The sequence below is a fragment of the Burkholderia sp. E168m22 genome, from assembly GCF_001319805.1.
In the GTDB taxonomy this organism is placed as follows: domain Bacteria; phylum Pseudomonadota; class Gammaproteobacteria; order Burkholderiales; family Burkholderiaceae; genus Burkholderia; species Burkholderia orbicola.
In genome coordinates, this window is the sequence record NZ_BBSK01000058.1 from 1 (window position 1) to 19,709 (window position 19,709).

General features: G+C 70.1%; 20 protein-coding genes, 1 tRNA gene and 1 pseudogene. 11 read left to right on the forward strand and 11 right to left on the reverse strand.

Annotated elements, in window-relative coordinates:
- Positions 1–20: 20 nt before the first annotated feature.
- Positions 21–908: a 16S rRNA (cytidine(1402)-2'-O)-methyltransferase gene (gene rsmI / locus AP428_RS14535; RefSeq protein WP_027805497.1), complete on the reverse strand. Its 888-nt coding sequence runs from the start codon at positions 906–908 to the stop codon at positions 21–23.
- Positions 909–954: 46 nt separating this feature from the next.
- Between rsmI and AP428_RS14540 the strand changes: the two genes are divergently transcribed.
- From AP428_RS14540 to AP428_RS14560, 5 genes are all read left to right on the forward strand, one after another.
- Positions 955–1,383: a YraN family protein gene (locus AP428_RS14540; protein ID WP_197285598.1), complete on the forward strand. Its 429-nt coding sequence runs from the start codon at positions 955–957 to the stop codon at positions 1,381–1,383.
- Positions 1,384–1,519: 136 nt separating this feature from the next.
- A complete protein-coding gene (locus AP428_RS14545; RefSeq protein WP_006497445.1) occupies positions 1,520–2,104 on the forward strand; it encodes an SIS domain-containing protein in 585 nt (194 codons plus the stop codon).
- A gap of 17 nt (positions 2,105–2,121) precedes the next feature.
- Entirely contained in the window at positions 2,122–2,922 is an 801-nt protein-coding gene (locus AP428_RS14550) for a BON domain-containing protein (RefSeq protein WP_011546683.1), read from the forward strand.
- Positions 2,919–3,272, forward strand: coding sequence for a c-type cytochrome (locus AP428_RS14555; RefSeq protein WP_006477385.1), 354 nt, complete (start codon positions 2,919–2,921; stop codon positions 3,270–3,272). The genes AP428_RS14550 and AP428_RS14555 overlap by 4 nt, the downstream gene beginning before the upstream one ends.
- Before the next feature lie 67 nt (positions 3,273–3,339).
- Positions 3,340–3,415, forward strand: a tRNA-Ala gene (locus tag AP428_RS14560).
- A 69-nt stretch (positions 3,416–3,484) separates the two neighbouring features.
- Here the strand turns inward: AP428_RS14560 and AP428_RS14565 are convergent.
- The 4 genes and pseudogenes from AP428_RS14565 to AP428_RS14580 all read right to left on the reverse strand — a co-directional run bounded on the left by AP428_RS14565 (position 3,485) and on the right by AP428_RS14580 (position 7,912).
- Positions 3,485–3,796: a hypothetical protein gene (locus AP428_RS14565; protein WP_054928254.1), complete on the reverse strand. Its 312-nt coding sequence runs from the start codon at positions 3,794–3,796 to the stop codon at positions 3,485–3,487.
- Positions 3,797–3,922: 126 nt separating this feature from the next.
- Positions 3,923–5,320: an enolase C-terminal domain-like protein gene (locus AP428_RS14570; RefSeq protein WP_011546681.1), complete on the reverse strand. Its 1,398-nt coding sequence runs from the start codon at positions 5,318–5,320 to the stop codon at positions 3,923–3,925.
- Between the two features lie 62 nt (positions 5,321–5,382).
- Positions 5,383–6,771 (reverse strand): annotated as a pseudogene (locus AP428_RS14575) (MFS transporter); the annotation flags it as partial.
- Positions 6,772–6,934: 163 nt separating this feature from the next.
- Positions 6,935–7,912 (reverse strand): LysR family transcriptional regulator, encoded by a 978-nt coding sequence (locus AP428_RS14580; protein ID WP_054928255.1) that lies wholly within the window; start codon positions 7,910–7,912, stop codon positions 6,935–6,937.
- Between the two features lie 40 nt (positions 7,913–7,952).
- Here AP428_RS14580 and AP428_RS14585 point away from each other — a divergent pair, with 40 nt between their 5' ends.
- The 3 genes from AP428_RS14585 to AP428_RS14595 all read left to right on the forward strand — a co-directional run bounded on the left by AP428_RS14585 (position 7,953) and on the right by AP428_RS14595 (position 10,796).
- Complete coding sequence (locus AP428_RS14585) at positions 7,953–8,684, forward strand: glutathione S-transferase family protein (protein ID WP_054928256.1); 732 nt, start codon at positions 7,953–7,955, stop codon at positions 8,682–8,684.
- Between the two features lie 126 nt (positions 8,685–8,810).
- Complete coding sequence (locus AP428_RS14590) at positions 8,811–9,443, forward strand: DUF2239 family protein (protein WP_054928257.1); 633 nt, start codon at positions 8,811–8,813, stop codon at positions 9,441–9,443.
- Positions 9,444–9,458: 15 nt separating this feature from the next.
- The gene (locus tag AP428_RS14595; protein WP_054928258.1) at positions 9,459–10,796 is read left to right on the forward strand and encodes a carotenoid oxygenase family protein; all 1,338 of its coding nucleotides are present in this window, start codon (positions 9,459–9,461) and stop codon (positions 10,794–10,796) included.
- Between the two features lie 13 nt (positions 10,797–10,809).
- Here the strand turns inward: AP428_RS14595 and AP428_RS14600 are convergent, their stop codons facing one another.
- From AP428_RS14600 to AP428_RS14615, 4 genes are read right to left on the reverse strand one after another with little or no spacing between them, the layout of a single operon-like run.
- Positions 10,810–11,976, reverse strand: a complete 1,167-nt coding sequence (locus AP428_RS14600; RefSeq protein WP_011546675.1) for an ABC transporter permease — start codon at positions 11,974–11,976, stop codon at positions 10,810–10,812.
- An 8-nt stretch (positions 11,977–11,984) separates the two neighbouring features.
- Complete coding sequence (locus tag AP428_RS14605) at positions 11,985–13,139, reverse strand: ABC transporter permease (protein ID WP_054928259.1); 1,155 nt, start codon at positions 13,137–13,139, stop codon at positions 11,985–11,987.
- Between the two features lie 21 nt (positions 13,140–13,160).
- Entirely contained in the window at positions 13,161–13,859 is a 699-nt protein-coding gene (locus AP428_RS14610; RefSeq protein WP_054928260.1) for an ABC transporter ATP-binding protein, read from the reverse strand.
- 5 nt (positions 13,860–13,864) lie between these two features.
- A complete protein-coding gene (locus tag AP428_RS14615; protein ID WP_054928261.1) occupies positions 13,865–15,070 on the reverse strand; it encodes an efflux RND transporter periplasmic adaptor subunit in 1,206 nt (401 codons plus the stop codon).
- A gap of 358 nt (positions 15,071–15,428) precedes the next feature.
- Here AP428_RS14615 and AP428_RS14620 point away from each other — a divergent pair, with 358 nt between their 5' ends.
- Positions 15,429–15,662, forward strand: a complete 234-nt coding sequence (locus tag AP428_RS14620; protein ID WP_023477920.1) for a hypothetical protein — start codon at positions 15,429–15,431, stop codon at positions 15,660–15,662.
- A 79-nt stretch (positions 15,663–15,741) separates the two neighbouring features.
- Here the strand turns inward: AP428_RS14620 and AP428_RS14625 are convergent, their stop codons facing one another.
- Entirely contained in the window at positions 15,742–16,521 is a 780-nt protein-coding gene (locus AP428_RS14625) for a Mut7-C RNAse domain-containing protein (protein WP_054928262.1), read from the reverse strand.
- Between the two features lie 96 nt (positions 16,522–16,617).
- Here AP428_RS14625 and AP428_RS14630 point away from each other — a divergent pair, with 96 nt between their 5' ends.
- On the forward strand, positions 16,618–17,487 hold the full coding sequence (locus AP428_RS14630) for an NAD(P)-dependent oxidoreductase (protein WP_054928263.1): 870 nt from the start codon (positions 16,618–16,620) through the stop codon (positions 17,485–17,487).
- A 73-nt stretch (positions 17,488–17,560) separates the two neighbouring features.
- The gene (locus tag AP428_RS14635) at positions 17,561–18,196 is read left to right on the forward strand and encodes a LysE family translocator (protein WP_054928264.1); all 636 of its coding nucleotides are present in this window, start codon (positions 17,561–17,563) and stop codon (positions 18,194–18,196) included.
- Between the two features lie 142 nt (positions 18,197–18,338).
- Here the strand turns inward: AP428_RS14635 and AP428_RS14640 are convergent, their stop codons facing one another.
- Complete coding sequence (locus AP428_RS14640) at positions 18,339–19,622, reverse strand: MFS transporter (RefSeq protein WP_054928265.1); 1,284 nt, start codon at positions 19,620–19,622, stop codon at positions 18,339–18,341.
- Positions 19,623–19,709: the final 87 nt, after the last annotated feature.

Genomic DNA, 19,709 nt, shown 5'->3' on the forward strand with positions numbered 1-19,709 from the left:
CCGCGCGGCGGCGTCGCGCGTCAGTCCTCCTTGCCTTCCTTCAGCACGAGCGCACGCGCATACAGCGTGTTGCGCGATGCGCCCGTCAGCGCGGCCGCGAGCTTCGCCGCGCTCTTCACCGGCACCTCTTCCAGCAGCAGCCTGAGCAGCGCGTCGTGCGCGGTGTCGTCGGCTTCGCCGCTGGCCGCCGGCGCGCCTTCGACCACCAGCACGAACTCGCCGCGCTGCCGGTTCGCATCGCCGGCGAGCCAGCTCTGTCCTTCGGCCAGGGTGCCCTGGAACAACTGCTCGTGTAGCTTGGTGAGCTCGCGCGCGATCAGCAGCCGGCGCGCGGGGCCGAACGCTTCGGCGAGCGCGGCGACGGTTTCGGCGATCCGGTGCGGCGCTTCGTAGAACACCAGCGCGTACGGGTGCGACACCAGCGCCTGCAGCGCGGTCGCGCGCTGTTTCGCCTTCGGCGGCAGGAAGCCCGCGAACGTGAACGCGCCGGCCCAGTCACCGGCCACGCTCAGCGCGGTCACGGCCGCGCTCGCGCCAGGCAGCGGAACCACCGTGAAGCCGGCCGCGCGCACGGCGTCGACGAGGCGCGCGCCGGGGTCCGAGATGCCGGGCGTGCCGGCGTCCGACACGTAGGCCACGCGTTCGCCGCCACGCAGCAGTTCGATCACGCGCTGCGCGGCTTCGCGTTCGTTGTGCTCGTGCACGGCGACGAGCGGTTTCGAGATCCCGTAGCGGGCGAGCAGCTGCCCCGTGTTGCGGGTGTCTTCGGCGGCGATGCGGTCGGCGAGGCCGAGCACGTGCAGCGCGCGCAGCGTGATGTCGGCCGTATTGCCGATCGGTGTGGCGACCACGTAGAGCGTGGCGTCCGGGTAGTGCTGCGTATGCGCGAGTTCGAGGAGGGCAGTCATGGCAGGCAATGCACGCGGTCGCGGCACGAACGGAACAAGGACGGCATTGTGCCACGCGCCGCCGGCCCGGCCGGAGGGCGCGCGCGGTCGGCCGCCTTCGGGCGACAACTTTTCCGGCGCGGCGCGATCCAAACCGGTCGGCGCGGCGTTCGAGCAGCGCGCGCGGCAGTTTCTCGAGCGTCATGGCCTCGGATTCGTCGCCGCGAACGTGACGATGCGCGGCGGCGAGCTCGATCTCGTGATGCGCGAGCCCGACGGCATGCTCGTGTTCGTCGAAGTGCGCGCGCGGCGCAGTACCCGGCACGGCGGTGCGACCGCGAGCGTCGGCTGGCGCAAGCGGCGGCGTCTGGTCGCGGCCGCGTTGCAGTTCTGGTCGCGGCACGGTGCGGGCGCCGCGTGCCGTTTCGACGTCGTCGCGTTCGAGGCCGGCCGGCTTGCGTGGCTGCGCGACGCATTTCGTACCGACGATGCGTAGCCGCGAGCTGTGACGAGATGTAAAGAGTTCTTGCCGGACCCCCGGAGAGGGCGCCGGAGTACGGTAAACTCGCCGCACCCACGATGTCGCGCGAGTTGTGCCACGTTGTGCCACGCGCCCAGTTCACCAGGAATCGATGTCAGTCGAACGTATTCAGCAACAATTCCGCGACAGCGCCGCGCTTCACGCCGAAGCGGCCGACGCGCTGTCGCTGCCGATCGCAGCCGCGGTCGATGCGATGTTCGCCGCGCTGGCGAACGGCAACAAGATCGTCGCGTGCGGTGACGGCCCGTCGGCCGCCGCTGCGCAGTACCTCGCCGCGTCGCTCGTCGGCGGTTTCGAGCGCGAACGTCCGGGCCTGCCCGCGATCGCGCTGGCCACCGACGCGTCGCAGGCCGGCCTCGCGGGCGCGGCGGCGGCCGAGCAGTTGTTCGCGCAGCAGGTGCGCGTGCTGGGCCAGACGGGCGACATCCTGCTGGTGCTCGACGCAGGCGGCGCATCGCCGCGCGTGCTCGCGGCGATCGACGAGGCGCACGAGCGCGAGATGACCGTCGTCGCATTGACGGGCGGCAACGACCACACGGTCGCGGCCGCGCTGTCCGACACCGATATTCCAATCAGCGTGCCCGCCGTTCGCGCGGCGCGCATCCACGAAGTCCATCTGCTGACCATCCACAGCCTGTGCGACGGCATCGACGCGATGCTGCTGGGTGAGGATTGAACGAAGGAGAGCCGTCGATGAATCAAAGCCGCGTCAAACAGACGCTCGTCAGGACCACGCTGCTCGCCGCGCTGACGGCGGGCCTCGCCGTGTCGCTGCAGGGTTGTGTGCTCGGGGTCGTGGGTGCCGCGGCCGGCGGCGGCGCGCTGATCGCGACCGATCGCCGTACGCTCGGCGCGCAGACGGAGGATCGCGAAATCCAGGTCAAGTCGCTCACGCAGATCAACAACGGGCTGCCGGACCAGTCGCACGTGAACGTGACGGTGTTCAACCGCCGCGTGCTGCTGACGGGCGAAGTGCCGAACGATGCGTCGAAGCAGCGCGCCGAGGAACTCGTGCGCGGCATCAACAACGTGAACGGCATCGTCAACGAGCTGTCGGTCGAGCCGGCGTCGTCGCTGTCGTCGCGCGCGAACGACTCGTACCTCGAAGGGCGCGTGAAGTCGGAGCTGATCGCGACGAAGGGCATCTCGGCGAACTACTACAAGGTCGTCAGCGAGCGCGGCAATCTTTACCTGATGGGCCTCGTGACGGTGGACGAAGGCAATCGCGGCGCGGAAGCCGCGAGCCAGGTGCCGGGCGTCGAGAAGGTCGTGAAGGTGTTCCAGTACGTGAAGCCGCAGGACGCGCAGGCGCTGCAGGACGCGTCGCCCGCGAGCGGCGCATCCGCCGCGCAGGCGGTTGCCGCACCGGCGGACAGCGCGACGGTCGGCGCGGTGCCCGACGCATCGGTGCAGTCCGCGCCGCTGCAGCCGCCCGCGCCGATCTCGAATTCGTCGAACGTGCATCCGGGCAATCCGAAGGCGAAGGCGCAATGACGGGCATGCAGATGAAACGATGGATGGTGCAGGGCGCCGCGGCCGCGGCGCTCGTGGCCGGCACGCTGGGCGCCGCGCACGCGGACGTCGGCGACGGCCTGAAAGTCGCGCGCAGCAACGCGTGCATGGGCTGCCACGCGGTCGACCGCAAGCTCGTCGGGCCGTCGTTCAAGGATATCGCCGCGCGCTACAAGTCCGATCCGCAGGCCGTCGCGAAGCTGTCGAAGAAAGTGAAGGACGGCGGCTCGGGCGTGTGGGGCGCGATTCCGATGCCGGCGCATCCGCGCATGAGCGACGCCGACGTCCGGTCGGTGGTCGAATGGGTGCTGGCCGGCGCGCCGTCGAAGTAAGGTTTCAGGGGCGATTCAACCCCCTATTGCCAAGCGCAGAAATGCGTGTGTATGATAGTTGACTGATGGGGCGGTAGCTCAGCTGGGAGAGCGTCGCGTTCGCAATGCGAAGGTCGGGAGTTCGATCCTCCTCCGCTCCACCAACGGAATTCGAAAGGCCTGATCGCAAGATCGGGCCTTTTTGTTTTTCCGCGGGACCTTGGCCGACGCGGCTAGGTCGCCAATTCGTAGATCACCCTGAACGTCGGCACCGCCAACACGGCGAACCCCGCCGTCATGACCGCGAGCACCGCGGTTCTTTTCCGCAGCAGCGCACAGACGGCGATCGACAGCCCATAGAACGCGCAAGTCAGAATGATGATCCACCAAAGCGCCGCATAACCCGCGCCGCCTTCGAAATTCGATACGTTCCGCGTGATCTGTGTCGCGACAAGACCGGCAACGGTCATGCTCGCGGGCAGGCACAGCACCGAATACAGCACGAAGACGATGGTCTGCCGCGGTGTTGGATCGGATCGCGTCATGGATGGCGTTCTGTTGCGGATGGACGGGGGGGCGCCCGACCGTCCGCCACGCGGGCCGATCAAGGCAGCCGGCAGGATGCGACCGTTTCCTGCGTTTGGCAACCGCCACCGTCCCGCCACTCTGCCCTAAACCCGCCCCAAACTCGGCCGCTTCGGATCATACGTCCACCCCGGCACCAGATAACGCATCGCGACCGCATCGTCGCGCGCCGTACCACCCACCGCGTTGTACAGCGCATGCGCGGCCTCGACCTGCGCCATGTCCAGCTCGATGCCGAGCCCCGGCCGTTCCGGCACGGCCACCTTGCCGCCGACGATCGCGAGCGGTTCGCGCGTGAGCCGCGCGTCGCCTTCCTGCCAGATCCAGTGCGTGTCGATCGCGGTGATCGTGCCGGGCGCGGCCGCCGCCGCATGCGTGAACATCGCGAGCGACACGTCGAAGTGGTTGTTCGAGTGCGAGCCCCACGTGAGTCCCCAGTCGCGGCACAGCTGCGCGAGCCGCACCGAGCCCTGCATCGTCCAGAAATGCGGATCGGCGAGCGGGATGTCGACCGCCTGCAGCCGCACCGCGTGATCCATCTGCCGCCAGTCGGTCGCGATCATGTTGGTCGCGGTCGGGATGCCCGTCGCGCGGCGGAATTCGGCCATCACCTCGCGGCCCGAATAGCCGGCTTCCGGCCCGCACGGATCTTCCGCATACGCGAGCAGGTGGCCTTGCCCGCGGCACAGCGCGACGGCCTCGTCGAGCGACCATGCGCCGTTCGGGTCGAGCGTCGCGCGCGCGTCGGGAAAGCGCGTCTTGATCGCCGCGATCGCTTCCATCTCGTCGGCGCCGGCCATCACGCCGCCCTTCAGCTTGAAATCGGTGAAACCGTAGCGCTCGACCGCGGCTTCGGCCTGCCGCGCGATCGCGGCCGGCGTGAGCGCCGCCTCGTTGCGCAGCCGGAACCACGGGGCGCGCGCCTGCGCCTCGTCGCGATACGGCAGATCGGTGCGGCGCCGGTCGCCGATGTAGAACAAATACGCGAGCATCGGCACCGCGTCGCGCTGCTGGCCTTCGCCGAGCAGTGCCGCGACCGGCACGTCGAGGTGCTGGCCGAGCAGGTCGAGCAGCGCGGCTTCGATCGCGGTGATCACGTTGTCGAGCCGCAGGTTGATCTCGTGCGGCTGGCGCAGCACCGCCGCCTCGCCGGCCGACGTCACTTCGTGGCGGATCGTGCGGCCGGCGCCGGCGCCCGCGCCGGACAGCGCCGCGCGCACCGCGTTGAGCGTCGCCTGGTAGCGCCCGATCGACTGGCCGACGACGAGATCCGTCATGCGCTCGAGCGCGTGGCGGATGCCTTCGCCGCCCGGCACTTCGCCGACGCCCGTATGCCCGCTGCTGTCGTCGAGGATCACGAGATTGCGCGTGAAATACGGCGCGTGCGCGCCGCACAGGTTGAGCAGCATGCTGTCGCGGCCGGCGACGGGAATCACCTGCATCCGCGTGACGCGCGGGGTGCCGGCACGGCTGGGTTCGGACATCGGTTCGCTCCTGGTTCCGGTGGCGTGCGGGCCGCGGGGTGCGCCGGCGCGGCCCGCGCCGTTCATTGAAGCTCGACGCGGCGAATTTCGCCGACGACGAACAGGTAGCAGATCACGGCGACGAGCGCGTGCGCGACGACATAGACGAGCGCGCCGTTGAACGAGCCGCTGCGATCGACGATATAGCCGATCGCGATCGGCGTCGTGATGCTGGACAGGTTGCCGCACGTGTTGAGCAGCGCGCCGCTCAGGCCGGCGATCTGGCGCGGCGCGGTGTCGGCGTTGACGGCCCAGCCGAGCGCGCCGAGCCCCTTGCCGAAGAACGACAGCGCCATGAACACCACGACGATCACGTGCGAATCGGTGTAGTTGCAGACGATCATCGACATCGACAGCAGCATGCCGATCACGATCGGCACCTTGCGCGCGACCGACAGCGACCGGCCCTGCCTGAGCAGCGCATCGGACACGACGCCGCCGAGAATCCCGCCGAGGAAGCCGCACACGGCCGGGATCGACGCGACGAGTCCCGCGTTGAGGATCGACATCCCGCGCGCCTGCACCAGATAGACGGGGAACCACGTGATGAAGAAGTAGGTGAGCGCGTTGATGCAGTACTGCGCGACGTACACGCCGACCAGCATCCGGTTTCTCAGCAGCGCCTTCACGTGACGCAGCGACGGGCCGCCGTCGCGTCCACCGGTCGACTGGTCGATGTTGACGAGCGCACCGCCTTCGGCGAGGTAGTCGAGTTCCGCGCGGTTGATGGTCGGGTGGTCCTTGGGGTCGTACATCGTGCGGTTCCACACCAGCACGAACGCGAAGCCGAGCACGCCCATCACCGCGAACACCGACTGCCAGCCGAACGCGTGCACGAGCCAGCCCATCAGCGGCGCGAACACGACGGTCGCCGCGTACTGTGCGGCGTTGAAGATCGCCGATGCGGTGCCGCGCTCGGGCGCCGGGAACCATGCGGACACGATCCGGCTGTTGGCCGGGAACGACGGCGCCTCGGCCGCGCCGACCAGGAAGCGCAGCCCGAACAGCAGCGCGAACGCGGCCGCGCCGCCGAAGAAGCCGATCCCGCCTTGCAGCAGCGTGAACAACGACCAGAAGAAGATGCTGAATGCGTAGACGATGCGCGACCCGAAGCGGTCGAGCAGCCAGCCGCCCGGCAATTGCGCGATCACGTACGACCAGCCGAACGCGGAGAAGATGAAGCCCATCTGCACGTGGCTCAGGTGCAGCGCGCGGGCGAGGCTCGGGCCGGCGATCGCGATCGCCGCGCGATCCGCGTAGTTGATCGTCGTGACCGCGAACAGGACGGCCAGCACCAGCCAGCGCACGCGGGTGCGCCGGGCCGTTGCCGACGCGGACGCCGGCAGCGCGTGAAGCGGATTCATGACTTGTCTCCTCCGAGGGGCGGAAGGCGCCGTCGTGCGGCAGGCGCGTCGGTGCGCGCGTTGTGTGTGTTGATGCCGCCGGCGGGAGGCCGGGCACCGGACGCCGAGGCAGGCGGGGCGTCCGGGCCATTCTGTCATGTCGAAATTTGCGCTTTCATGCCAATTGCTGACTTGATCGATTCAGCATTTGAATCGATCGGGCGAGATACGGTCACGCGTGCGGCTCGATCGTGCTGCCGCTGCCGTGATGGCGCGCCACGTGCTGCGCGAGAAACTCGACGGCGGCGCGCACGCCGGGCAGCTGGCCGCGTCGATGCGGCATCAGCAGCGTCGTCGTGACGGTGCCGGCGCACCAGCCGGGCAGCACGCGCACGAGCGCGCCGGACGCGAGCGCGGCGCCGGCGATCCAGTCGGGCAGGCACGCGAGGCCGAGGCCGGCCGTCGCGGCCTGGAGCAGCAGCGTCGATTCGTCGGCCTGCAGCCGCAGGCGAGGCGTCACGTCGACGGCATCGCCGCCGCGCTGCAGCCGCCACGGCTGCGGGCCCGGGTGGAGCCCGTCGTGCTGTGCGAGATCGGCCGGCGTGTCGGGCGTGCCGGCCCGCGCGAGATAGGCCGGCGCGGCCACGACGACGATCGGCGACGCCGCGAGCGGCCGTTGCACGATCGCGGAATCGGGCAGCGGCGCGAAATGGCTGCGTACCGCGATGTCGAAGCCTTCCTGCGCGATGTCGACGAGGTGGTCGCTCGCATGAATCTGCAGCAGCAGCTTCGGATGCGCGATCGCCAGCGCCGGCAGGCACGGCGCGAGGATGTGCTGCGCGACCGGCACCGAGCTCGTGATCCGCACGACGCCGGCCGGCTCGGCGGCCTGCCGCAGCACCGCGTCGCGCGCGCTGTCGGCCTCGATCACGGCGGCGCGCGCATGCTCGAAGAATTCGGCGCCGACCGGCGTGAGCCGGAAGCTGCGCGACGTGCGATGCACGAGCCGCGCGCCGAGCGTGCGTTCCAGCTCGGCCACGCGCTTGCTGACCGTCGATTTCGGCAGATCGAGCCGGCGCGCGGCCGCCGACATGCTGCCGGCCTCCACCGCCTGCACGAACAGGTAGAGATCGTTCAGATTCATTTCCAGCGTCCACATGGAGAAACGACGGGTTTCGATTTTAGCGGCTACTGCGCCATCGTTCGCCATGGGAGCATGACTGCTCGTTCAACTTCTGTGGAATTTCCCGATGTCCCCGATCCTTCTCTACGGTATTCCCGCCGGCTGCTCGTTCGGCTCGATCGTCGCGCTCGAATGGACCGGCCGCCCGTACCGGCTGTCGCGCATCACGATGCCGGGCGCCGTGACGAGCGACGCGTTCCTCGCGCTGAACCCGGTCGCTGAGACGCCGGCGTTCGTCACCGCGAACGGCGACGTGCTGACCGAAAGCATCGCGATCCTCGGCCATATCGGCGCGCAGGCGCTCGACAGCGGCCTCGCGTTTCGGCAGGGCAGCGCGGATTTCGACCGGCTGAACCGGATGCTGGCGTGGCTGAACACGACGTTCTTCAACGCGTTCGGCGCGCTGTGGTACGTGTACGAACACGACACCGAAGGCGCGGAGAAAGCGGCGTTGCAGGCGTACGGCCGCGGCAAGGTGCTGAAGGCGCACCGACAGCTCGAAGCGCTGCTCGAGCGCGGCGAAGGCCCGTGGCTGCTGGGCGCACGGCGCACGCTGGCCGACGCGTACTTCACGGGAATCGCGCGCTGGGCCGACTATCACGCGGTGTTCGAGCGCGATGCGTTCCCGTGCGTCGCCGCGCTGCGCGCGCGGCTTGCCGACGATGCCGGTGTGCAGTTCGCGCACGCGATCGAGGAGAACCTGCCGCCGCCGGCGTCTTCCGCGTTCGAAGGGCATGTGTCGCTCGACGACGCGCTGGCCAGCGCGCGCGGCATCCTGGCGTCGGCGCGGGCGGTGTGATCGGCAAGCCGGTCGCTCCACAGGACGGAACATGCTGGCGACAATTTTTACCCGGATAATATTGACATCCAATTAATACCCGGATAAAAATAGCGTCATTCCGATTCCAGCCTGCGGGCGACCACGATGACCTCTTCCACACTCCTTCCTTCGTACACGGCCTTCGACGGCCACCGGCGGCTCGCATCGGGCCCGCTCGCGACGGTCGCGCTCGCGGTCCGGCAGGCGGCCGGCGACGCGATGCCCGGTTCGATCCTGATCTTCGACGACGCGACGGGCCGCTCGATCGACCTCGACCTGCGCGGCACGGCGGACGACATCCGCGCGCGCTATGCGGCGCCATCGGACGATGCGTCGGGCGGCGCCGGCGAGCCGGCCGGCGCGGGCGCGGGCGAACAACGCGGCCGCGGCAGGCCGAAGCTCGGCGTCGTGTCGCGCGAGGTCACGCTGCTGCCGCGTCATTGGGAATGGCTCGGCGCGCAGCCGGGCGGCGCGTCGGTGGCGCTGCGCAAGCTCGTCGAGGACGCGCGGCGCACGCACGCGGCGGCCGACCGGCAGCGCGACGCGCAGGCGCGCGCGTACCACTTCATGTCGGCGATGGCGGGCGACCTGCCCGGTTTCGAGGAAGCCGCGCGGGCGCTGTATGCGAACGACCCGGCACGGCTGGCCGAGCTGATCGCCGGCTGGCCCGACGACGTGCGCGACCATGCGCTGGCCCTGGCGCGCGGCGATCTGCCGCCGTCTGCCGAAGACTGCTGACGGAGTGCCGACGCGATGACCGTATTCGACCTCAACCGCGGCGCGCTCGCGCCGGTCGCCGACGAAGTCGACATCGTCGAGCTGCGCGTGACGGGCGCCATTCCGCGCGAACTCGACGGCACGCTGCTGCGCAACGGCCCGAACCCGCCGGGCGGCCGCTTCGAAGGCAACGACATGCTGTCGTGGTGGCCGGAGGCCGCGATGCTGCACGCGATTGCGTTCGACGACGGCCGCGCGGCCGGCTACCGGAACCGTTGGGCGCGCACCCGGCGCTGGGCCGCCGTCCACGCGCCCGGGCAGGCGCCGCATCTGCCCGACACCAATCCGAACGTGAACGTGCTGCAGCATGCGGGCGAATTGCTCGCGCTGGCCGAGGGCGGCGCGCCGCTCGCGATCACCGCCGCGCTCGATTCGTTCGGCGTGCCGGCGCGGCACGCGGGCCTCGACGGCGCGATGACCGCGCATCCGAAGGTCGACCCGGTAACCGGCGAGCTGATCCTGTTCCGCGCGGACTGGCGCGCACCGTGGCTGCGCTACGGCGTCGTGGATGCGCAGGGCGTGCCGCGCGTCGATCTCGAGATCGAGCTGGGCGCGCCGTCGATGATGCACGACCTCGCGATCACCGAAACCCGCAGCCTGCTGCTCGACCTGAACGTCGGCTACGACTTCTCGCTGCTGCAGCAGGGCCACCGGATGCCGCTGCGCTGGCACGACGACCGGCCCGCGCGCATCGGCGTGCTGCCGCGCCACGGCGGCGACGTGCGCTGGTTCGGCGTCGAGCCGTGCTTCATCCAGCACGTCGTGAACGCGTACGACTGCGACGCGTCGTGCCTCGTGCTCGACGCGGTGCGCTATCCGTCGTTCCTGCGGCTCGACGCGCGCACGGGCCGCTTCGCCGACAACCCGGTCGGCGAGCTGTGGCGCTACGTGATCGATACGGCGAACGGGCTGATCGACGAAGGGCCGCTCGCCGACGGCGGCATCGAGCTGCCGCGCATCAACGAAAGCCGCACCGGGCGCCGCTACCGCTACCTGTATGCGGTCGAGCAGCCGAACAACGCGGAAATGCGCGGCGTGATGCGCTTCGACCACGCGCGCGGCACGACGATGTACTACGCGGTGCCGGCCGGCGACCAGAACGGCGAGCCGGTGTTCGTGCCGCGCCCGGGCGGCGCCGACGAGGACGACGGCTGGCTGCTGGTGATGGTCTACCGCGCGGCGACGGATACGAGCGACGTTGTGATCCTCGATGCGCGCGCGATCGACGCGGGGCCGGTCGCGACCGTGCATCTGCCGCGCCGCGTGCCGGCCGGGTTCCACGGCGCATGGGTGCCGCGCGAACGTCGAGCGTGAGCGGCGGCGCGCGTCACTGCGCGCGCAGCGCGTCGACGATCTTCAGCCGCGCGGCGCGCATCGCCGGCAGGAAGCCGCCGACGAGCCCCATCACGAGCGAGAACAGCAGCGTCTTCACGACGATCGCGGGCGTCAGCACGAAGCGGAACGACAGGTCCGAGAAGGTCTGGAAGTTGGTCGTCGAGAACGACGCGAACTGCATCAGCGACGCGCACGCGAGCCCCGCGACGCCGCCGACGAAGCCGAGCAGCAGCGCCTCCAGCAGGAACGCGGCGAGCACGCTGGTGCGCTTGAAGCCGAGCGCGCGCAGCGTGCCGATCTCGGCCACGCGGTTCGCGACCGACGCGTACATCGTGATCATCGCGCCGATCATCGCGGCGATCGAGAAGATCGTCGACAGCGTGATGCCGAGGATGTTGATGAAGGTCGACAGCGCCTTCGACTGGTCGCCGTAGAAGGTCTGCTCGCGCTTCGCCTCGTCGGTCAGCCGCGGGTCGACGTCGATGTCGGCCTTGAAGCGCGCGAAGCCGTCGGCGCTCGGGATGCGCAGCACCATCGACGAATAGCTGGTGCGCCGGAACGACTGCATCAGTTGGTCGACGTCGCCCCAGATCTCCGAATCGAAGCCGCTGCCGCCCGCATCGAAGATGCCGACGATGGTCCAGTCGCGCTGCGCGAAATGCAGGCGGTCGCCGAGCTGTGTGCCGCTGAAGCCTTTCGCGATCGCGCTGCCGACGACGATCTCCGACGAGCCGGGCGCGAACGGGCGGCCGGCCACGAGCTTCACGTGCGGCCGCAGCGCGAGGCCGGCCGGCGACACGCCGCGGATCACGACGTTCGACGGCTTGCCGGTCGACGTCTTCACGAGCGAGATCAGCACGACGGCTTCCTTCGACACGAGCGGCCGGCCGTCGGGGCCGAGCGCGACGGCCGGGTGCATCTCCAGCGCATTCGCCTGCTGATGGTCGATCGAGCTCTGGATCTCGGTCTCGGCGCCCTTGCGGATCACCACCGCGTTGTCGGGTTCGCCGGTCGACACGAGCGTTTTCGTGAGGCCGGCATCGAGCATCTGCACCGTCGCGAACACGAAGATCACGAGCGCCATCCCGCCGGCGGTGAGCGCGGTGGTCAGGCGCCGGGTCCACAGGTTGCGCGCGATGTAGGTGAGCGGGATGGCCATGCGCGTCGCTACCCGATCGCCCGCAGGCCTTCAACGACGCGCACGCGCGCCGCTTGCCACGCCGGCACGATTGCCGCCGCGAAGCCGACCGCGACCGAACACGCGGCCTGCAGCATGACCGTCTCGGTCGACACCTTGAATACCGGGAAGATCCCGCCGGCCGCCTGCTTGAACAGGCTCGCGGCGGGCGGCGTCGCGAGAATCCCGAGCCCGCCGCCGGCCACCGCGATCACGACCGATTCGCCGAACACGATCAGCGCGAGGAACCCGGGGCCGAAGCCGAGCGCCTTCAGCGTCGCGTATTCGGCCGTGCGCTCGCGGGCGCTCATCGCCATCGCGTTGGCCATCACGGCCATGATGATCAGGATCACCACGTACGACACCAGGCGGATCGCCGCGATGATCTGGTTCGACATTGCGACGAAGCCGAGCTGGAACGCCTGCTCGGTCTCGGTCAGCGTCTCGGCGAGCGAGTTCTTGAACACCGCGTCGACGTTGCGCGCGATCGACGCGCCGTCGTCGGGGTGCGCGACGCCGAGCACGAACACGCCGACCTGGTCGGCCTGCTTCGGCGTGCGCTTGCGCACCGTCTCGTTCAGGTAGTCCCAGTGGAACACCAGCTGGCGCGTGATCGTCGAATCGTCGCGACCGTCGAGAATGCCCCGCACGACGAAATCCCACGTGCCCGGATAGATCGTGCCCTTCAGCGGGATCACGTCGCCGACCTTGAAGCCGAACTGCGTCGCGAGCTGGCGGCCGACGAGGCAGCCGCGGCGGTCGCGGGCGTAGTCGGCGCGCTGCTGCGCCGGCAGGATGAATTCCGGATACAGGTCGAGATAGTTGTCCGACACCGCGAAGCTCGCGAAGAAGTTCTTCGGGTCGCGATAGATGCCGCCGAACCAGTTCGAGCGCACCACGGCCGTCACGCCGTCCACGCCGCGGATGCGGTTCTCGTAGCTGACCGGCAGCGGAAACACCAGCGAGATCGCGTTGCGCGTGACGAGCCGGCCGCTGGACGCGGCCGCCGCGCCCGCGTACCACGCGTCGACAACGGTGTGCAGCAGCCCGAACGCGAGCACGGCGATCGTGAGCCCGAGCACGGTCAAGAGCGTGCGCAGCCGGTGCCGCAGCGCATTGCGCGCGATCAGCTTCAGCACGAACATCGCGCGCGCTCCCGTCGCCGGTCAGCCGGCGTGCCCATCGATCAGCTCTCCTTTTTCCAGATGGACGAGCGCGCGCGCGGCGCCAGCCGCGTGCGCGTCGTGCGTCACCATGATGATCGTCTTGCCGAGCTCGGCGTTCATCCGCTGCAGCATCGCGAGCACGTCGGTGGCCGACGCGCGGTCGAGGTCACCCGTCGGCTCGTCGGCGACGATCAGCACCGGATCGGTGATCAGCGCACGCGCGATCGCGACGCGCTGCTGCTGGCCGCCCGACAGCTCGGACGGGTAATGGCTCGTGCGGTCGCCGAGATTCACCATGTCGAGCACGAGCTCGACGCGTTCGCGCCGCTCGCGGCGCGACAGGGGCGTGAGCATCAGCGGCAGCTCGACGTTCTCGAACGCGGTCAGCACCGGCATCAGGTTGTAGAACTGGAAGATGAAGCCGACGTTCGCCGCGCGCCATTCGGCCAGTTGCGCCTCGGCGAGTTGCGAGATGTCGAGGCCGCCGACCCGCAGCTCGCCGCTGTCGGGCCGGTCGATGCCGGCCACGAGGTTCAGCAGCGTGCTCTTGCCGGAACCCGACGGCCCCATCAGCGCGACGAAGTCGCCTTCGCCGATGTCGAGCGAGATGTCGGTCAGCACGGGCACGATCTGGTTGCCGCGCCGATACGACTTCGCGACGTGGCTGAGCTCGACGAGGGGCGGCGGGGCGGCGTTCACGCGCGCTACTTCTTCGCGACGGTCACGTTCGCGCCGTCCTTCAGCTTCGCGCCCGGCGCGAGCACGACCGTGTCGCCGGGCTTCACGCCGCGCACCGCGACGAGCTCGCCGATTCGCGCGCCCTTCGTCACGGCCACAGCATGCACGGCGTCGTCCTTCACGACGAACACGACCGGCCGGCCGTCGCGTTCGACCACCGCGCTCGCCTGCACGGCGGTCACCGGCTGCCGGTCCTGCGCCGACGCGGGTTTCGACAGGAATGCGATCTTCGCGCTCATGTCGGGCAGCACGCGCTCGTCGCGGTCGACGAAGCGCACCTTCACGAGCACGGTGGCCTTCGAGCGGTCGACGGTCGGCACGATGCGCGACACGCGGCCCGCGAAGCGCAGGTCGGGCAGCGCGTCGAGCTGGATCTCGCACGGCTGCTCCGCGCGGATCTTCGCGATGTTCGATTCGGCGACGTCGGCCTCGACCTCGAGCGTCTCCATGTCGGCGATCGTCACGACCGCGCCCTTGCTGTCCGACGCGGACGAGAACGGCGTGATGTTGTCGCCGACGTTCGCATGCTTGGCGAGCACGATGCCGTCGAACGGCGCGCGGATCACCGTCTGGTCGACCGCGACCTGCGCGGCCTGCGCGTTCGCTTCGGCCGACACGATCGCGGCCTGGTCGCTATTGAAAGTCGCGCGCGCCTTGTTCACGCGCGCCGTGTCGATATCGAGCTGCGCGGCCGGCACCGCGCCCTTCGGCGCGAGCGCGGACGTGCGGCGCAATGCGATCTCGGCGTCCTTCAGTTCGGCCTGCGCGACGCCGAGGTTCGCGCGGGAGACCTGCACCTGCGCGCGCGCCTGCGCAAGCGACGCCTGCACGTCGTTGCTTTCGAGGCGCGCGATGATCTCGTTCTGCTTCACGCGCGTGCCTTCGAGCACGCCGAGCCATTCGACGCGCCCCTGGCCCTTCGATGCGACCGCGGCCTTGCGCTGCGGCACGACGTAGCCGGTCGCATTGAGCTGCGTGTCGTTCTGGTACGGGTAGGCGGACGTGACGGAGGTGGTGTCGACGGTCGGCCGGCCGGTGAGGGCGAGGCCGGCGCCGATCGCGATGACGATCAGCGCGGCGGCGACCGCGTAGCGGGCCCACCGGCGCCGACGCGGCACCGGGGCGATCGGACGCCGGTCGATTTTCAGTTTGTCCAGATTGTGGTCGGGCAATTTGAGCGCCTCGAGACGGCGGCGGTCGTGTGACCGGCCGCGATCCGGTTTCCGGGAAAGGGACGGATGGACGCCAGTATAAGCGTCGCCCCGGCGCCGCGCGAGCCGGTTTGCGGCATCGTGTGGCGGCGGCACGTCCGGCCCGCCGGCGCCGGCTGACGCGTCCGCCCCCGGGGAAACCCGAGGATGCAAGCAACGTGTCAACTTGCCGCGAAGGCGGTGCGTTATGGAACCAGTGCGTCAGGTTTTGTCGCGACGGAACGGCGAAAGCCGGCCGCGCGGCCTGGGGCTCCGATGCGAATGCCTCGCATCTCTAATTACCGGTACGTTTGATTTTTTCTCCGCTAAAGGAAGAACAATGAAGAAGACGCTCGCTTCGATCATCGCCGCAGCATTCGCTCTCGCATCGGTTTCGGCATTCGCACAGGCGTCCGCGCCGGCAGCCGACACGCCGGCCGCCGCTTCGGCACCGGCCAAGAAGGATCACAGCAAGCCGAAGCACCAGCTGAAGCACCACGGTTCGAAGAAGGGCCAGGCGAAGGCTGCAGCCGCATCGGCCGCCGGCACCAACGACGCAGGCACGCAGAACTAAGCGGCTCGCCGCCACGGCCGGCGTTGCCGGCCATCGGTCGGCCAACCCCGCATGCTCCGGCATGCGGGGTTTTGTTTTTTCAGGCGCCGGATTCGTCGGGTCCGCCCGCTTCGTCGCGCCGGACGGGCGATGGCGTGCGCATCGCGTCGACCACCGCGCGCATGCGCCGCCAGTGCGAACCTTCCCAGAACACGCGCCGGCACACGTCGCATGCGGCGAAGCGCCGGTGGCGCAGCCGGACGCCGGCCGGCACGCGCGGCGCGGCGGCCGCCGCGTCGAGCGGATGCAGCGGCGCGTTGCAGCGCAGGCACAGCCGGAACGGCCGCATGTGCGGCGCGAGATCGAGCCGCTCGAACAGTTCGCGCAACTGGTCGGCCGGCTGCAGCGCATGCAGGTAGCAGCCGCGCACGACCGCGCGCCGCTTGAGCAGCTCGCGGTCGCGCGTCAGCACGATCCGCTGCTCCCGCTCGGCCAGCGCCGCGAGTTCGTCGTCGCGGTAGTGGTTGTCGTAGCAGGTGTCGAAGCCGGCGAGGCGCAGCAGTTGCGCGAGGCCGCCGAGATGCGCGTCGGCGACGAAACGCCATGACGCCGCTGATAGTCCGGTTGCCCCGTCGGCCGCGGGCCGTGCGCGTTCGGGAAAGACTTCGACGCGGTCGCCGTCGTCGAGCGGCCGGTCGAGCGCGGCCGGCGCGTCGTTCACGTACAGCCGGCCGATTTCGGTATGCGGGACGCCGAGCGCCTCGATCGCATGCTTCACCGTCGCATCGCGGGCACACGCGTGTGCGAACGCCCGGTCGCGCTGCTGACGCGCGAGAAAGGCGTTCAGTTCGCCGTGAAAGCGGAAGGTCGCGGTCGCCATCCGTGCAGTATCGCACCGCGCCCGGCCGGCGGCAGGCGCTGCAGAGCGCCGGCATCTGTGTTTAACTCGCCGCTTCACGAAGCGAAGGAGCGGGACATGGATCTCGGGTTTATCGGGCTGGGCGAAATGGGGCAGGCGATCGCGACGAACCTGCTGAAGGCGGGCCACACGGTGCGGGTCTGGAACCGGTCGCGCGAGCGGGCCGAGCCGCTCGCGGCATTCGGCGCGCAGATCGTCGACACGCCGGCCGACGCGTTTCGCGGCGACGCCGTGTTCTCGATGCTCGGCGACGATGCGGCCGCGCGCGCGGTGTTCGACGACGCGCTGCTGGCCCAGGCGCCGCGCGGGCTGATCCACGTGAACATGGCGACGGTGTCGGTCGCGCTCGCCGAATCGCTCGCGCACGCGCATGCGTCGCGCGGCATCGACTACGTCGCCGCGCCGGTGATGGGGCGGCCCGACGTCGCGGCCGCCGCGCGCCTGACGATCATGGCAGGCGGCCCGGCCGAGGCGATCGACCGCGTGCAGCCGCTGTTCGACGCGATCGGCCAGAAGACCTGGCGCTTCGGCTCGCTGCCGCAGCACGCGAACGTCGCGAAGATCGCCGCGAACTTCACGCTCGCGTCGGCGATCGAGACGCTCGGCGAGGCGTCCGCGCTGCTCGGCGCGCACGGCGTCGCGATGCGCGATTTCCTCGACGTGATCACCAGCAGCGCGTTTCCGGGGCCCGTGTACGAAGGCTACGGCGCGATGATCGCCGAGCGGCGCTACGAGCCCGCACGCTTCAAGGCGCGGCTCGGGCTGAAGGACGTCCGGCTCGCGCTGGAGGCCGGCGACGCGACGTCGGTGCCGCTGCCGGTGGCGAGCGTCGTGCGCGACAGCCTGCTCGACGCGCTCGCGCACGGCGGCGGCGACCAGGATTTCGCAGTGCTCGGCGAGGTCGCGCTGCGCCGCGCCGGCCGCTGACACGCGACAGAAGCGCGACCCGCACGGCATAATCGGCGGTTCGTTTCCCCCTACATTTGAGGCAGAGGCAGTCATGAACTTGCATACGTGGTGGCTTTTCGTGGCGACGGTGTTCGTCGTGTCGGCGATTCCGGGCCCGAACATGCTGCTCGTGATGACGCACGGCGCGCGGCACGGGCTGCGGCGCTCGTCCGCGACGATGGCCGGTTGCCTGAGCGCGCTGGTGCTGATGCTCGCGGTGTCCGCGGCGGGGCTCGGCGCGGTGCTCGAGGCATGGCCGGCGATGTTCAATACGTTGCGCTTCGCGGGCGCGGCCTACCTGGTCTATCTCGGCGTGAAGGCGTGGCGCGCCCGCGTGGACGACGCGCCGGCGGCCGACGTCGACGCCGTGTCGCAAGGCGCATCGGCCTCGCGCGCGGTGCTGTTCCGCAATGGCTTCCTGGTCGCGGGCAGCAACCCGAAGGCGATCCTGTTCGCGGCCGCGCTGCTGCCGCAGTTCATCAACGCGGCCGAGTCGACGCTGCCGCAGTTCGGCATCCTCGTCGTCACGTTCGCGGTGATCGAGGTGAGCTGGTATCTCGTCTACGCGTCGTTCGGCACGCGCATCGGCGCCACGCTGAAGAGCCAGAGCGTGGCGAAGGTGTTCAACCGGCTGACGGGCGGGCTGTTCGTCGGCTTCGGCGCGATGATGGCGCTGGTTCGGCACTGATTCCCGGCCGACACCGGTGTACCGAACGCCCCGTCCCTCGCGAGAGGGCGGGGCGTTCGGCATTTTGGCGCCGATTCATCGTCGCTTCACCGCCGCTTCACCGCCGCTGGCATCACGCGCGCTCATGCCCGCTCATGTTTGCTCACGCACCCGGCCGATCCCACACCGCCGCGCCGGCCCCGCGGCCGGCCATCAGCCCGAAGACGGCCGCCGCACCGGCGAACGCGAACCCGACACCACACACCGCGCTCCAGCCGCCCCAGGCCCATGCACTGCCCGCGAGCGCCGCACCCAGCGCGCCGCCGACGAAGAACAGTCCGACGAACAGCCCGTTCAGGCGTCCGCGCGCGGCCGGGTTCAGCAGGTTGATCGCGCGGCGGCCGATCGTCTGGTCGACGATGACGCCCGCATCGAGCAGCGCCGCGCCGCCGGCCAGCAGCGCGAGCGCGACGCCGCGATGCGCGTGCGCATCGAAGCCGAACCAGCCGGCGCCGGCGACGCCGAGCACGACGAGCGCCGCGAGCATCGTGCCGTGCGCGAGCCGTTGCGCGGCCGGGCCGTGGCCGCGGTCGCCCGCGCGGCCGGCGAGCGGCGTGACGATCGCGCCGCTCGCGCCGGCGAACGCGAACAGCGCAATGCCGTGCAGGTCGAGCGCGAACGGCGGCTGCGCGAGCCGCAGCCCGACGGCGGTCCAGAACGCGTTGAATGCAGCCATCGCGAGCGCGGCCGACAGCGCATGCCGGCGCAGCACCGGCTCGTCGGCAAGCAGGCGTCCCATCGACGCGAGCAACGCGCGGTAGCTGGCGGTGATCGACGGCGTGCGCGCCGGCAGGCGCAGCGCGAGCACGACGGCGATCGCCGCGTCCGCGAGCGCGGCCAGCAGATAGAACGCCCGCCAGCCGGCCGAGCCCGCGATCAGGCTCGCGAGCGGCCGCGACAGCAGGATGCCGAGCATCAGCCCGCTCATCACGTTGCCGACCGCGCGGCCGCGCTGCGCTTCGGGCGCCATCGACGCAGCCATCGGCACCAGCATCTGGATCACGCTCGACGCGGCGCCGGCCGCGAGCGTTGCAAGCAGGAACACGGCGCCCGACTGCGTGAAGGCGGGCAGCGCGAGCGCCGCCGCGCAGATGGCGAGCGTCGCGACGATCAGGCGTCGGTTCTCGAGCAGGTCGACCAGCGGCACGAGCAACGCGAGCCCGGCCGCGTAGCCGAGCTGCGGTAGCATCGCGACGAGGCCGGCGAGGCCGGGCGGCAGGTGCAGGTCCGCGCTGATCGGGCCGGTCAGCGGCTGCGCGGCGAACAGGTCCATCACGATCACGCCGACCGTCGCGGCGAAGAACAGCGCCATGCCCGTGCTCAGTGCGGGCGGCGCGGCGATGGGGGACGAAACGGAGGCGGAGCAACGGTTGGCAGGGCAGTTCATCGGAAGCTTGGGGAGATCGAAGGAACTCCCATCGTAGGTGCCCGATGTTTATGCGACAATTGAAATATGTCTAACATGATTATGCGA